General features: G+C 56.4%; 7 protein-coding genes. All 7 read left to right on the top strand.

The window, feature by feature from the left end; translation table 11 throughout:
- Positions 1-187: 187 nt before the first annotated feature.
- Positions 188-2,377 (top strand): penicillin acylase family protein, encoded by a 2,190-nt coding sequence (locus RBB82_RS06790; protein WP_433974364.1) that lies wholly within the window; start codon positions 188-190, stop codon positions 2,375-2,377.
- Positions 2,378-2,468: 91 nt separating this feature from the next.
- Positions 2,469-3,998 (top strand): ArnT family glycosyltransferase, encoded by a 1,530-nt coding sequence (locus RBB82_RS06785; protein WP_433974363.1) that lies wholly within the window; start codon positions 2,469-2,471, stop codon positions 3,996-3,998.
- A gap of 157 nt (positions 3,999-4,155) precedes the next feature.
- Positions 4,156-4,803 carry a GntR family transcriptional regulator gene (locus RBB82_RS06780; protein WP_433974362.1) on the top strand — a complete coding sequence of 216 codons (648 nt, stop codon included), beginning with the start codon at positions 4,156-4,158 and terminating at the stop codon, positions 4,801-4,803.
- A gap of 672 nt (positions 4,804-5,475) precedes the next feature.
- Positions 5,476-8,919, top strand: a complete 3,444-nt coding sequence (locus RBB82_RS06775) for a carboxypeptidase regulatory-like domain-containing protein (RefSeq protein ID WP_433974361.1) — start codon at positions 5,476-5,478, stop codon at positions 8,917-8,919.
- A 241-nt stretch (positions 8,920-9,160) separates the two neighbouring features.
- On the top strand, positions 9,161-10,297 hold the full coding sequence (locus RBB82_RS06770) for a LacI family DNA-binding transcriptional regulator (protein WP_433974360.1): 1,137 nt from the start codon (positions 9,161-9,163) through the stop codon (positions 10,295-10,297).
- 524 nt (positions 10,298-10,821) lie between these two features.
- The gene (locus tag RBB82_RS06765) at positions 10,822-14,304 is read left to right on the top strand and encodes a TonB-dependent receptor domain-containing protein (protein WP_433974359.1); all 3,483 of its coding nucleotides are present in this window, start codon (positions 10,822-10,824) and stop codon (positions 14,302-14,304) included.
- A gap of 322 nt (positions 14,305-14,626) precedes the next feature.
- The gene (locus tag RBB82_RS06760; RefSeq protein ID WP_433974358.1) at positions 14,627-16,117 is read left to right on the top strand and encodes a GH1 family beta-glucosidase; all 1,491 of its coding nucleotides are present in this window, start codon (positions 14,627-14,629) and stop codon (positions 16,115-16,117) included.
- Positions 16,118-16,145 lie beyond the last annotated feature (28 nt).

The raw sequence follows: 16,145 nt of genomic DNA, 5'->3' as shown, positions 1-16,145 counted from the left end.
GGCTCAACATGCGCTTGCGCAAGAGGCAACCTGTTTCATTCCGCCTGTGGAGACAAGCAGTTCATGAAGAACGAACGTTGCTCGAACTTTCAGAAGTTCATCTTTATCCTGTCGATCGGATTCGTACCCTTATCGCTGCACGCCGCAGCAAATTCAGACGTGAAGCGTTGGGAACAAGAGGCGCAAAATGTCACCATCATCCGTGACGACTGGGGGCATCGCACACATCTACGGAAAGACCGACGCCGACGCTGTCTTCGGCATGGAATACGCTCAGGCCGAAGACGACTTCAACCGCGTCGAGACCAACTACATCAACGCAATGGGTCGCCTCGCCGAGACCGAAGGAGAGTCACGCATCTATCAAGACCTTCGCATGAAGCTCTTCATCGATCCCGCTGACTTGAAAACCCAATACGCCGCCAGCCCCGCGTGGCTACAAGCCCTGATGAACTCCTTCGCTGACGGCCTCAACTACTACCTCTTCAAACATCCAGAGATAAAACCACGAGTCACTAAGCACTTCGAGCCGTGGATGGCCCTTTCCTTCACCGAAGGCAGCATCGGCGGCGATATCGAGCGCGTTAACCTCGCACAGCTTGAAGCCTTCTACGCGCACCCACGGTTCGTCGCTCCTGCTGTTGGCTCTCACCTCTCTACTGACCCCAAAACAACGCCATCTCGATCGGAGGCGGCGCACCTTGCGGCCGTAGTGGAGAGACCCCCGCATCTCATCTCCACCATGGCCGATCTTCCCTACGTTCACGACAGCGACCCTCCCGAGCCCACGGGATCGAACGGCATCGCCATCGCGCCCTCGAACACCACCGCACACCACGCGTTGCTACTCATCAACCCTCACACCTCATTCTTCTTCCGCTCTGAACTTCAAATGGTCAGCGAAGAAGGCCTCGATGCCTACGGCGCAGTGACGTGGGGCCAGTTCTTCATCTACCAGGGCTTCAACGAACGTGCTGGCTGGATGCACACCTCAAGCGGCGTCGATGCAGTCGACGAATATCTGGAAACCGTCTCACAGAAAGGCGACAACTTTTACTACAAGTATGGAAACGAAGAGCACCGCCTGGCAGCAAAACAGATCGTAGTCCCATACAAAACCGAACATGGTTTAGCGGAAAAGAAGTTCACGATCTACCGCACCAGTCACGGTCCAATCATTCGCGAAGAAAACGGCAAGTGGGTAAGCATTCGCTTCATGCAAGAGCCGATCAAAGCCCTCACGCAGTCCTACATCCGCACCAAGGCAAAGGACTACAAATCATTCCGCCAAACCTTGGAGCTGAAAGCAAACTCCTCGAACAACACCATCTTCGCCGACGCCGACGGCGACATCGCCTACTTCCACGGCAACTTCATCCCACGCCGAAACGTAAGCTTCGACTTCACCAAACCAGTCGATGGCAGCAGCCCGGCAACCGATTGGCAAGGTCTCCTCACCGTCGACGAACTCCCCCAACTTCTCAACCCAAAGAGCGGCTGGCTTTACAACAGCAACAACTGGCCGTGGTCCGGAGCCGGTGAGAGCAGCCTGCGAAAAGCAGACTACCCCGCCTACGTAGAAACCGGCACAGAGACTGCTCGCGGTCTTCACGCCATCCGAGTGCTGCAAAACAAAAAAGATTTCACCCTCGACTCACTCATCACCGCAGCCTACGACAGCTATCTCCCATGGTTCGACAAGCCGCTTCCAGCCCTCTTCAAAGCATGGGATGGCATCCCCGCACCCGATCCGCTCAAAACAAAACTGGCCGATCAGATCGGCCTTCTCCGCACCTGGGATCACCGCTGGGCCGTCGATTCCGTGCCAACGTCTCTAGCGATCTTCTGGGGAGAGGACATCCGTCGCAATGCGCTCGACGACGCAAAGAAATCTGGCATCTCCGTCGAGGAGTACATCAGCACCAAAATCTCACCCGAACAACTCCTGCAATCGCTCTCGTCAGCGTCCGACCGCCTCACGACCGACTTCGGCACCTGGAAGAAGCCATGGGGCGACATCAACCGCTTTCAACGTATTACAGGAGACATCGTTCAACCCTTCAACGACGCAGCCCCGAGCATTCCTGTCGGCTTTACTTCATCACTTTGGGGCTCACTCGCCTCCTTTGGTGCGCGCCCATACCCCGGAACGAAGAAGTGGTACGGCACTGTCGGCAACAGCTTCGTCGCAGTCGTCGAGTTCGCCGACAAGGTACACGCCAAAGCAATAACTGCAGGCGGAGAAAGCGGCAACCCGGCATCCCCTCACTTCAATGATCAGGCAAAGCGCTACACCACCGGAGATCTTCGCGAAGTCTACTTCTACCACTCCGACCTCAAGGGTCACATCGAGCGCGAATATCATCCCGGAAGCTGAATCACCCGTATCCTAGTGAGAGCCGCAATGTGAAAGCCCCACTCGACCGAGGCTCGCTCAGAACGCAGCATCCAGATTCGAATTAAGACCGATGGAAAATACGACACACACAGCGACGTCCTCGGGAATCATCGAACTCTGCAAGAGCAACTGGAGAACCACCTCAACACTCTTCGCCACTCTCCTCGCCTGCGTCGTCCTCTTAACTCTGCTAGGCCATAAACCCCTGACCAACTGGGACGAAGGCATCTACGCCGAGATTTCGCGGGAGATGCTCTCAGGCAGCGTACTAGTCCCGCACTGGAACTATCAGCCCTGGTTCGAAAAGCCGCCGCTGATGCTCTGGCTCACAGCAACCTTCTTCAAACTATTCGGCGTCCACGAGTTCTGGGCCCGCGCAGGCTCAGCTCTTTCAGGCGTCGCCATCGTCGTTCTTCTACACGCCTGGCTCGCACGCAGAAACGACATCCTCGCCGCATGGATCAGCACCTTAATCCTGCTCAGTACCTTCGGCTTCCTGCACGTGTGCCGCGTCGGCGAGATGGACGTCCTCCTCTCACTAGGCTGCTGCATCGCAATCATCGGACTCACCGCGATTCAAAATCACACACCCTCCGGCTGGTATCTCTTCTGGTGCGGCCTCGCGACCGCACTGATGACCAAGGGCGCCGCAAGCATCACACTCATCGTCGCTGCCATCATCTTCGCCGCAATCGAGCGCTGGAACCTCACTCGCCTCACCCGACAATTCTGGCTCGCCCTGTCGCTCTTTCTGTTGCTCGTTCTCCCCTGGCACCTCTACATGTTTCACCGCTTCGGCTCTGCATTCCTCGCCGAATATCTCGGCCTCCACGTCCTCACTCGAACCACGCATCAAATTGAAGATCACATCACGCACTGGTGGTATTACCTATGGGTGCTTCTCATCTCCGCTGCGCCCTTCGTCCTGCTCTATCCTTGGGCAATCCTCGGAGGCCTCCGCCGCAAAGAGTTCCGCGCCTGGGCAATCTTCTCCCTTGTCGTTCTCTGTTTCTTCACCGTTGTACAAACACGCCTGCCCCACTACATCGCACCGATATACCCCGCACTCGCAGCACTCACCGCCGTCTTCCTCGCGGACACGCTGCGAGAACTCCAGCGAAAGCGCCAGCAATCCCCAAAGACTTTTTGGTTGTCAGTCAGCGCGATCACAGCCGCGATCTGCATCGCCAGTGCATTACTGACGAGCAGCCCCCGCAAAAAACTCCATCAAGCAAAAGTGGGCCCCGACGTCGTCAACGCCGAGAAAGAATCGATCCAACTCCTACGCGATGTCTTCAGCCATCCGCAGCCGATATCAGGCCCGCTGCTGACCTGGTGGGAAGGAGATGAGAGGTCGATTGCGACCAGCATCTTTTACGCCAGACGCCCTGTCCAACAGATCCAAATACAGCCTCTACCCGCTAACGTACCCACCGACAAATATCTCTTCCACCCCGTAACTCTGGACGACGTCCTCGCCTCCGGGCCGCGAATCATTCTGCTCGACAGATACTTAGTCCTGCAGATTCCCGATCGATTTTCCTACGATCGAATCATCTCTGGCCAATCGATGGAGATCGGCACCATCAGGCGAAGATAACGATTCGCGCTTCCTTGCTTCCTGCCAGCTCAGCGGTGCGCCCATCTGATCGAAGGGGAATCGAAGCAGTTAATATTCCCAGATCCTGTAAATTCAGGGTCTTTTCCTCAATGGGGCATTCCCTATACTTTGATCGTGTAAAATCCTCGAAACCATAATGATCAAGCTGGCCAAAATCCCAAATCTTACTGAGCTTACCTACCGGAGCATTAAGCAAAACGTGCTGGATGGGACCCTCGGCGAACTCTCCCGGCTAACCGAAGAGTCGCTGGCAACACAGCTCGGGATCAGTAAATCTCCCGTCCGCGAGGCGCTCAACCGGCTGGAAGCAGAGGGCCTCGTCATCATCGAAGCGCGACGCGGCGCATATGTCCGGCAGTTCTCCGAGAAGGAAATCCGCGATCTTTACGATCTTCGCGAGGTTCTCGAAGTCCATGCCATCGACGCAGCGACCATCACTCCAAGACTGCTCAGCGATCTATCCGCCAGTATCAATAAGACGAAGAAGTTTCTCAAGGCCGGCAATAAGCTGGAGCACATCGAAGAGGACATCCGGTTTCATGGCTTGATCAGCGCGGCCACCGGCAATCAGGAGCTATCCCGCGTCCTCGAGAATGTTCAGCAGAAGGCTTTACTCTGCCGCTCAAAGTCCTACGAACTCTCTGCAACGACCGCGCCAGTGGCCCACATGAAGATCTACCAGGCCTTAAAAAAAGATTCGAAGCGGGAGGCCCGCAGCGCCATGCGCGATCATATAGTCTTTGTTCGCGAACGCTTGCTGGCGACCTTTAATTCGTCAAACTGATCGACAGGCAGAGCTGTACCCTCAGACATAGCTCTCCGTGAATCGCGCACACACTCGCGCCCGAGCGGCAGTCCGCGAAAAACGAACATCGCTCCTGGCATCCTGCGAAGTGTTCGTTTAATTAAGATCGACAGTCCCGCATCAACGGATTCTCGTCGGCACGCCATCATCGTTGCCGGAGTCCCCAGCACAACATCTCGCCCACACCGGTGCTGTAAGACCCGCAAGAACATAGGCTCGCTTCGCCTAAGTGCATGATTTAAGGCGTTAATACGCGAAAATCTGCGCACATCATTGCCCAAAGCCAGGTGACTATTGGGCGAAAAAATTTCAGGCCAAAAGCTCTTATTCCTTTTTCTTGCATGTCAGTACAGTTGTCTATACTATTCCGCCATCGAAAGAATGACTTTTTTCTAGGCCCACAGTACGAACGCCAATTCGTCTTTTGATCCCATTTTTTTAGAAAGATCTCCGATTTGCCCAGTCAAGCAGTCAACAAAGGTAGAAACACAAACAGTCTGGATTCACCGCACGAAACCTGAAACTGCTTGTGACCCATCTTGGGCACACGCAGCAAAGGAAACCTAAGAGATGCACCAGATTTGTTTGCAGAAGAACTCCCACAACACGTCGCAACAGCTTCAAGAAGGAAATTGAATTGGAGGCCCATCAATGAGAGTACGCATCGCCTTATGTAGTTTATTTGTGCTTCTCGTAAGTTCGGTTGCATTCGGACAGGACATCAGTGCGAAGATCACGGGAACCGTGACGGACGCCTCTGGTGCCGTCGTTGCGAACGCAACCGTCGTCGCGACAGAGAAATCACGCGGCACCGTCTACCCCACTCACACCAACTCTGCTGGTGTCTATTACCTCTCTCCTCTGCCCATCGGGGAATATGCCCTGAAGGTAACGGCAACCGGCTTCACATCCGCAGAGCACCCGGCAATCTCTCTCGAGATGAACCAGACCGCCCGCATCGACATCTCCTTGGTCGTCGGACAGGCTTCGCAAACCGTCGAGGTTTCGAGTGCTCCACCACTGCTCCAAACCGACGACAGCTTCATGGGCACCGTGCTCGACGCGCGTGCGAACGTGACCCTCCCGCTCGCAACCCGCAACTACAACCAGCTCACGCTCCTCTCACCCGGCGCTGTCAGCCTCAACCCCGGCTCATTCACGGGCTCGCAGGCAAGCTTCCAGGTCGGCCGTCCTTACATCAACGGCAACCGCGAACAGACCAACAACTACATCCTCGACGGCATGGACAACAACCAGATCGATAACAACGACGTCGCCTTCGCGCCCAGCGTCGATGCCATCCAGGAGTTCAACCTCATCTCGCAGAACGCCCCAGCCTCTTACGGAAACTATCTGGGTGGCGTCATCTCCGTAACTCTCAAATCCGGCACCAACCAGTTCCACGGCGACGCCTTCGAGTTCATCCGCAACGATGCCTTGAACGCAAACAGATGGCAGAACGGTCTAACCAAAGGGCAGCCCTACGTCCCTGGTGTGAACAACCCCGATGGAACAGGCCTGAAGCCGATTCTGCGCTGGAACGAGTTCGGCGGATCAATCGGTGGTCCCATCATCAAGGACAAGCTCTTCTTCTTCGTCGACTATCAAGGCTCTCGCTTCGACCAGCCGGCAACCTCCGTGCCGTACACAACCTTCACCACTGCCGAACGTGCCGGCGATTTCTCCAGCGTCTGTTCGGCTGGCTTCAACGCCGCGGGAATCTGTAACAATCTGGCCCAGCAACTCTACAACCCCTTCTCCGCAACCACCCCAGGCGGCCGTCTGCCGTTCCTGAATAACCAGATCAATTCGAGCAATGCGACGATCAGTCCCGCTGCCTTGAAGATCCTCAACTCGCCACTCTACCCGGGACCGATCAACAGCCTGACCACCGGCAACCAGGTCAACGTCACTCACTCCTACACCAACAGCGACCAGGGCGATCTCAAGATTGACTGGGTTGCCAGTGAGAAGGATCACGTCTACGGGCGCTACTCACAGCAGCACATTACCAATCCCACAACGAACAGCCAGTTGCTGACCGGAAACTCCGACAATGAGTTCCCGCTCTACAACGGTGTCATTGACTACGCCCACACCTTCAACCCCAACTTACTTAATGATGCACGTATCGGAGCAAGCTACTTCCCCGTCACTGAGGGTTTCTCCAACCCAACAGGACAGAATCTCTCCACGACCTTCGGAATCGCGGGAGTACCGGCGGACCAGACCTTCCTTCCATTGCAGCAGTTCGCAGGCGCCAGCTACGGGCCGGAATTCGGCAACAACAACCTCGTCTCGCAGTTCCACGACACCGTCATTCAGGCGGAGGATACTGTAACCGTGATTCACGGCAAGCACACCATCAACCTCGGATTCGAGTTCTACAACTACCGCACGAACATTCTTTATGTTGGTAACGCTGGACTCGCCGGTGACATCACCTATAACGGCTCCTTTACCTCAAACCCTTCGGTTGTTCTTCCTGGCGGTGGCACTCCCACCGGTTGGGCTGAAGCCGACTTCCTGCTCGGCGCGCCCCAGAACGTTGCGATTGGCTCCGGCGATGGCCACAGCCTGCGCAATAGCTTGTATTCAGGCTTCGCTCAGGACAACTGGCACGCACTTCCCAACCTAACCATCAACCTCGGTCTGCGATATGAAGTCATCACGGCCCGCGCCGATGCGCACAACCAGGCAACCAACTACAACCTCACCAACGGGGCCACTCAGATCGCCGGCATCAACGGCAACTCCAGCGCGCTCTACAACACCTACACCGGCCCCACCAACTTCCAACCACGAGTTGGTTTCTCGTGGCAGCCTGAGTGGGACAAGACCATGGTAGTTCGTGGTGCCTACGGCATCTCCAACTTCAGCGAGAGCACCGGCACGGGCAACTTGCTCTTCCAGAACCCGCCCTTCTCGGTTCAGCCAAACGTCACCTACGCCGGCGGTACGCAGGCGCTTCCAGGAACAACGCTCGATCAGGGCTTCTCCAGCTTCCCCTCATCGGGATGCACCATTGCGGCCGCTATCGCGCAACTGCCCGTCTGCTTTTCAGGAGCCGGTATTCACGCCTTTGATCCCAACGGCACGCGTCCTGCTGTCTCTCAGCAGTACAACCTCACTATCCAGAAGCAGCTCGGCAACTCCTCCACCTTCCAGATCAGTTACGTTGGTCAGAAGACGGATCATCTCATGACCATCGCCCTCATCAACCAGAAGGTTCTTCAGGCGGATGGCACCATCGCACCAAGCCCTTACCTCAATCCAACCTTGCAGGGCTTGATCGGTCAGGCACGTCTGACCGCATCGACTGGCTTCTCCAACTACAACGCATTGCAGGCCAGCTTCCAGAAGCGGCTCACCCACGGGCTCGAGTTCCAGGGCAACTATACTTTCTCGAAGTGCTTGGGTAACTCTTCAGGCTTCTTCGCGCAGTATGGCGACACCAACGCTGCTCTCACGCAGGCCGGCAACAATCACTTCTTCTTCCAGAACACCTACGATCCGGGAGCTGACTACGGACGTTGCGACCAGAACGTAGCCAATGCCTTCAACGGCTTTGTCACCTACGATCTGCCGTTCGGTCGCGGCCAGACGTTCGGTTCGAACATGAACCGTGCTGCCGATCTCGTCGTTGGCGGTTGGCAGGTCAACTCCATCATGCAATTCCACACCGGCTTCCCGATCACACCTCAGGCCGCCGACAACTCCGGTACAACTTCTGGTTTCCCACGCGCTGATTGCAGCGGGTCTCCAGTGGAGACGCCGGGTAAGAACTCGACCGATCCTGACAACCCAGGTAAGTCATGGTTCAGCTCCGCGAATGTGTCCCAACCCACCAGCGGCTTCGGAAACTGCCAGGTCGGCAGCTACACCGGTCCTGGCCTGCAGGCAGTGGACTTCAGCGTCTCGAAGAACTTCAAAATCGTCGAGCGTCAGAGTCTTCAGTTCCGCGCCGAAGCAATCAATGCTCTGAACCACCCGATCCTTGTGGCTCCGAACTCGTCAGTCGGCAACACCTTCGGCCTGGTCAACAACGCGCAGGGAGAGCGTCAACTTCAGTTCGCGCTGAAGTACATGTTCTAACCACAACCTGACCACAATCAACCAAGGGAGCAGGCAGCATATTCGCGGCCTGCTCCCTTCCTATTTAATTCACAACATCAATCCCCGCCGCACCACCGCGACTTTCCAAACATAAAATCTTCAAGCAAATTGCGCACTCCTGTCTTCTTCCTTGACATTTGCTACTCAACAGCCTCATCGTGCGGTTGCACACGATTCTGGTGATATCTCTAACTCTAATTTCCTCGACAAGGTTTCTGACATGGATCGACCTGAAAGACCTTCCGCCGCCAGGCGCTCTGCTCCCGCAAAGCAGCAGGAGCCGCCCGGAAAAATCCTGAAGCAGCATGCAAGCCTCAAGATCCTCGGCGAATATCTTGGCCTGTCTCCCGCGACGATCTCCCTCGTCATCAACAATGCGCCCGGCGCCAAATCCATCTCCGAGCCGACTCGTCTTCGCGTCCTCGCTGCAGCCAAAAAGTTCGACTACCGTCCAAGCTTCTTCGCCCGCGCTCTGCAAGGTCAACGAACCTTCTCCGTCGGCGTGCTCCTCCCGCAGCTCAACGACGACTACTCCGGCTCCATCATGGAAGGCGTCGAAGAGGTCCTCGTCGAAGAGGGCTACTTCTATCTCACTGCCTCGCATCATCGCAAACCCGATCTCATCGACGAGTATTCCAACCTCCTCATGGACCGCGCTGTCGAAGGTTTCATCCTCATCGACACACCAACGACACGGCGCGAACCCTGGTCCGTCCCCGTGGTCGCCGTTGCCGGCCATCAACCCGTCCCAAACGTGACCAATCTCACCTTGAACCAGCGCTTCGCTGCCGAACTCGGCCTCCGACATCTCTACGATCTCGGCCACCGCAAAATCGCCATCATGCGTGGCGCGGCCTGCAGCTCCGACTCCGACGACCGATGGAACAGCTTTTGTGAAGTCGCCATCGAGCTCGGCATCCCTATAGACCCTCAACTCACCCTCACCATCCCGCTCGACATGTCCTCCCCGGAGCTCGGCTACCCCGCCGCTTGTCAACTGCTCCTCCGCAAAAAACCTTTCACCGCCATCATCGCCTTCAATGACCTCGCCGCCATCGGAGCGATGTGTGCCATTCGCGAACACGGTCTTCGCGTCCCCGAAGACATCTCCGTCCTCGGCTTCGACGACATCAAGTCGGCGGCCTATCAGTACCCTAGTCTCTCCACCATCCGGCAGCCGCTTCATCACATCGGTAGAACCGCCGCTCTCAAGCTGCTACACCGCGTCACCCATCAGGATGTATCGGAGGAGGCTCCAATCTCCTTTCTCCCCGAACTGGTCGTCCGCCAGTCGACAGGCGCCGTCCGATCCGAGGCAGAGAGCCGGCCGTACAACAAGAAAGTAGTCTTGCGGTAATTAGCTCTGTCGTCCGACCAATCGCATCCCGCAATCGTAACGAGCCTCGTCATTCTTATCTTCCCGCTCCCACGATCCTCCGCATAATGACAAACAACAAAACTGGTACGACCGCATTAGCTTAAAGGTTTTACTAGGCCCATCCTGGGCCCAATTTAGTTACCTCCACTTGAAAAACTTTCTTGACAAGCACTAATCCCATCCTTCAAAATCCTCAGCCGGGGAAGATTGCAGGTATTTCCTCTACTAAAACGATTGAGAGATTGAGACATCACGCTACATTTTGCGCGTAAAAGACGCTTTCCATAATAAGTAAAAAGACAGGACCTTCACCCAGGTGTCGCGCAGATTACTAGAAATCCTCCTGCCGACCTTGGGCCAGGAGCGTTAGATTCGCTAAAACGTTTCATCAACCCAGACCATCGAGGTAGAACCCAATGAACTACGATCGAACAAACATACTGAACCGCATAGGCCAGTGCGGACGCGAAATCTATCAGGGACTGAGGAGGCCGCTCGCGCTCTTGGCCCTCCTGGTTCTCTTCACCTCAGCAGCCTTCGGGCAGCTCACCACCGCCGACATCCTGGGATCAGTCACCGACGCCACCGGCGCCGTTGTCCCCAACGCTACCATCGTCCTCACAAACACCGGGACCAACGAGCAGCGCACCACCACATCCAACAGCTCGGGTGACTATAACTTCACGCTGCTGCCGGTCGGACACTACTCCATCGCGGTCAAAGCATCCGGCTTCCAGTCGCAGATTGTAAAGGACCTCTCCGTAGAAGCTGGCGACCGCGCCCGCAGTGACATCCACCTTGCGCTCGGTGCAGAGTCCACAACCATCGAAGTCACGGCAAGCACCCCGCTCCTCCAGGCTGACAGCGCAACCGTCAGCTCGACTGTGACGGCAAAGGCTGTGCAGGATCTTCCCCTCAACGGCCGTAACTTCGTTCAGCTTGTGGGCCTCGTCCCCGGCGCCAACGAGGGAGCAGGCAACGGACTCTCAAGCGGTGGCCGTCCCGACGATCGCCGCACCAACGCAGCCGGTCTCTCCGTCAACGGACAGGACGACAGCCTTAACAACTGGGTCGTTGACGGTATTGACGACAACGAACGCATCATTGGCACCATCGGTATCAAGCCCAACGTCGAAGGTATTCAGGAAATCACCATCCAGACCAACAGCTACTCTCCAGAGGCTGGTCGTACCGCAGGCGGCGTCATCAACCTCATCACCCGCTCTGGAACGAACGCTTTCCACGGTTCGGTCTATGAGTACTTCCGCAACGATATCTTTGACGCCCGTAACGTCTTCGCAACCACCGGCAACAAACCCGAGCTGCGCCAGAATCAGTACGGCGTCAGCATCGGTGGACCGATCATCAGAGACAGAACCTTCTTCTACTTTGACTGGGAAGGCCTCCGCAACGTCCAGGGCGTTACCTATACCGGAACCGTGCCGACGCAGAGCGAGTATAACAACATCAACGGCGTCAACGGTGGATCACCCCAGGCTCTCTTTAGCACGGCCAACGGAACCTCGCAGGCCTATCAAGGACTAATCCCAGCCACCGGTGGACCAGTTCCCATCAACCCGATCGCGCTTAACTACCTCAGGCTGTTTCCGGCACCTACCAACGCCAATCTCTCAAACAACTACATCATCAGCCCGAGCAAAACGCAGAACTACAACCTCTATGACGCTCGTGTAGACCACAAGTTCAACGATAAAAACCTGTTCTTCGGTCGTTGGTCCTACAACAAAGTCGATAGCTTTACCCCCCCTAACTTTGGAACTGTAAATGGTATTCAGATCTCGGGCGGAAGGTACAACTTTGACGGTCCCGCATCCGACTTCGCCCAACAGTTTGCATTCGGCTTCACGCACATGTTCAGCCCCAGCCTGCTGGTCGACCTGCGGTTGGGCTACACTCGCATCAACAACCTCTCGCTTCCGCTCAACTACGGTCTTGGGATCGACCAGAAGATCGGCTTTCCTTCGAGCCAGACCAGCTTCAGCCCGTTTGCTGACTCTCTCACGCCAGTTTCAATCGGTCCCTTCGGTGATATCGGTGACGGCGCTTACGTTCCTCTGCAGGACATCGACAACACCTTCCAATACTCCGGTACCGTCAGCTGGACCAAGGGCAACCACAACATCAAGGCAGGCCTCAGTCTCATTCGCAGGCAGGCTCGTAACGTGCAAAGCGCCTCCGCTGTCGGCGCGTTCGGCTTCAATCTGACCACAGATAGCAACGCCGACCAGCAGACCCAGCAGGACAATCAGATTGCTTCTACTCTGCTTGGCGCTTTCAATAATCAAACGCGCAACTTTAATCTCACCCCTCCCGACTATCGCAGCTGGGAGCCAGGCGGCTTCATTCAGGATAGTTGGAAGTTCAACTCCAAGCTGACGCTGGTCTATGGCCTCCGCTACGACGTCTTCACTCCGTTCACTGAGGCGCATAACCACATCTCGAACTACGACTTCATGGAGGCAGTCACCAATCCGTCGACAGCCACGAGCAGCGCCTTGAAGATCGCTGGTGTGAACGGTGTTAACGATCAGGTCAATATCCCCACCGACCATGCAGATGTCGCTCCTCGTGTCGGCTTCTCCTACTCGGCAACGCCAAGCATGGTCATTCGTGGCGGATATGGAATCAGCTACTTCCCCGGCAACTACACCTCCAACGCCGATCTGAAGAACGCTCCGTTTACCTCCGTATTTAGCCCCTCCTGCCAATCAACCCTGGCTGTGCAGATCGAAAGCTACGTCACCAACCCCGCTAACCCCACTCTTCCAGCTGGTCAGAACCCCGATTGCGCCGGTCCTCTTTACAATACAAATGGCAACTTTAGCCAAGGCAACCCTCCACCGTCGGCCCCAACACCGGCTCAACTCGCGGATCTCTCCACGATCTCCGGTCTTTCGTTCGTAGCTGAGGCTGCCCACTTCAAAAACGCAATGATCCAGCAGTACAACCTGCAGATCGAGCAGCAATTCGGCTCCAACGTCTTCACCATCGGCTACGTCGGCAACGTTGGCCAGCATCTGCCGGAGTCGATCAACAATATCAACCAGGCGTTGCCGTACAATCCGTTGGCTCAACCAGGATCTGCCGCCAATCCCGTCAGTGGCGCGCGTCCGCTCAACGGGCCGCTACCCAATCTGGGTAACGTCAGCTACATCAACAGCGGTGGCATTTCGAACTACAACGCACTACAGACCTCCTTCCAGCGTCGCTTTACCAAGGGGCTGGCATTCGATGCAAACTACACTTGGGGCAAGGCGCTCAGCGACATCACTGGTTTCTCCCAGCAGGGTAGCAATCAGGGTTGGAGCAACGCCCTTCCAACAGACATCCGGGCAAGCGAGTACGCAATCGCAGAGCTTGATATTCAAAATCGCTTCGCTCTCGGTCTGAACTACGAACTCCAGTACGGTAAGGAGTTCACGGGCCTCAAAAAGGCTGCTCTTGGCGGATGGTCAGTCAATACCATCACTGTCTGGCAGAGTGGAAAACCCTTCACCATCACCAGTACTGGTAGCGGTGCAGACAATCCCGTCGATTGCGATTACTTGGGCGTTTGCAAAGCGCGCGGCTACAACAACCGTGCCGTCCCACAAAACGCCAACGGCAACGATCGCCCTGATACGATTGGGAATCCGCGCGGTTCGAGAGCGATCAAGAACTTCTTCAACACCGCAGCCTTCGCCCCTCAAGCCCTCGGAACCATTGGGAACACTCCGCGCAACTCGCTGTTTGGCCCAACGTTCCGCCACGTAGACCTCTCCGTCTTCAAAAACTTCACCCTCACCGAGCGGTTCGGACTCCAGTTCCGCGCGGAGAGCTACAACATCTCAAACACGCCTAACTTCTACCTGAACAATGGCCAGCCCGGCGATCAGTTCGGAAACGCAGGCTTCGGACAGATCTCGCAGGCTGATCCCAACTACACTCCACGGCAGTATCAGTTCGCCCTGAAAGTGCTCTTCTAAACAGGCAACACAACCGGCCGGCGGCGCAGAGATCACCTCTCTCGCCGCCGGTTCGCCTTTCACCACGCAAAAGCGAACCAAAACGGGATCACACTCCAGCCCTCTCAAAAATAAAGTTCCAAAACCTGTCACATTTTTCAAGCCTCAAAACGCACCATGCAAAGCACCACATTCACCACACAAAACACCACAAATTAACCATCAAAACACCACGTTTTCTCGCCGGTTTTACCCAAAATACCCACGAAAGTTAACGTTTTCCCGCTCCAAACTTTTTCCGCTGAATTCGCCTTCAAACCCATCTCCCGGAGACGCTCCTGTCATGAATCGTCGCAGTTTCCTCACCCAAACCTCTGCCTGGGCCGCCGCCGCTGCGCTCCCGAAGCTGTCCTTCGCCACGAACGCGCTGTCTCCGGAACCCGCGCCAACCGCAGCCGCCGGCCAAGTCACCTTCCCCAAAGATTTCCTCTGGGGCAGCGCCACCGCCTCCTATCAAGTCGAAGGCGCATGGAACATCGACGGCCGCGGCCCGTCAGTCTGGGACACCTTCAGCCACGCCCTCGGCAACGTAAAAGGCGCATGGACAGGCGACATCGCCTGCGATGAATACAATCGCTTCCCGGAAGATATCGCCATCATGAAGAAGATGAATCTCCGCAGCTATCGCTACTCCATCGCGTGGCCGCGCATTCAACCGACTGGCACAGGAGCCGTGAATGAGAAGGGAATCGACTACTACAAGCGCCTCACCGATGCCGTCCTTGCCGCTGGCATGCGACCCCTCGTCACGCTCTACCACTGGGATCTCCCCCAACCCCTCGAAGACAAAGGCGGCTGGCCCAACCGCGACACCGCTGCCCGCTTCGCCGACTACACAGAGATCGTCCTCAAAGCACTAGGCGACCGCATTCAAACGTGGGCCATCTTCAACGAACCCTGGGTCTTCACCTACCTCGGCTACGCAGACGGCCGCCACGCACCCGGCAAGAAAGAGTTCGATCTCTTCCTCAAAGCATCACACACCGTAAACCTGGCCCAAGGCGACGCCTTCCGCGCCATCAAAGCCATCGCGCCCAAATCCAAAGTCGGCAGTGCCTTCAGCATGTCGCCTGCGACTCCACTCACCTCTTCTCCAGAGGATGCCGCCGCAGCCAAGCGTTTCGACGCCTTCAACAACGTCTGGTTTCTCGAGACCGCTCTGCGCGGCCACTACCCCGAAGCATTCGTCAACGGCGTTCCTCTCGAGACCATGGGCTTTCAAAGTGGCGACGACAAGCGCATGACAGCCCCGCTCGACTACATCGGAGTCAACTACTACTTCCGCAGACTCGTCGCCGCCCCCACAACTCCGATTCCTACGAAACCCTCATACGCTGCAATGGGCTTTGAATTGAGCGACGGCAAAGATGGTCCGCTCACCGAAATAGGTTGGGAGGTCTATCCTCGCGGCATCTACGACATCGTCCAGCGCGTCTCGAAAGACTACAAACTCCCCATTGAGATCACTGAAAACGGCTGCTCCTACGGCGACTACCCCGACGCCAGCGGTCGAGTCGCTGACGTACGCCGCATCCACTACTATCGCGAACATCTCCGCGAACTCGCCCGCGCCATCCAGGACGGTGCCGACGTGCGCGGCTATCACGCCTGGTCGATCCTCGATAACTTCGAGTGGTCCGAAGGCTATACCCAGCGCTTTGGCCTCGTCTTCGTCGACTTCCCCACGCAGCGCCGCTACATGAAGGACTCCGGAAAATGGTACGCTCGCGTCGCCGCCACGAACGCGATCGAAGCCACCACAACCACAACCTAACCGCCGCGACAACCTGATCGGAAGCACA

The sequence above is a fragment of the Tunturiibacter lichenicola genome, assembly GCF_051013355.1.
GTDB lineage: Bacteria > Acidobacteriota > Terriglobia > Terriglobales > Acidobacteriaceae > Edaphobacter > Edaphobacter lichenicola_F.
This window is presented reverse-complemented; position numbering and strand designations above follow the sequence as displayed.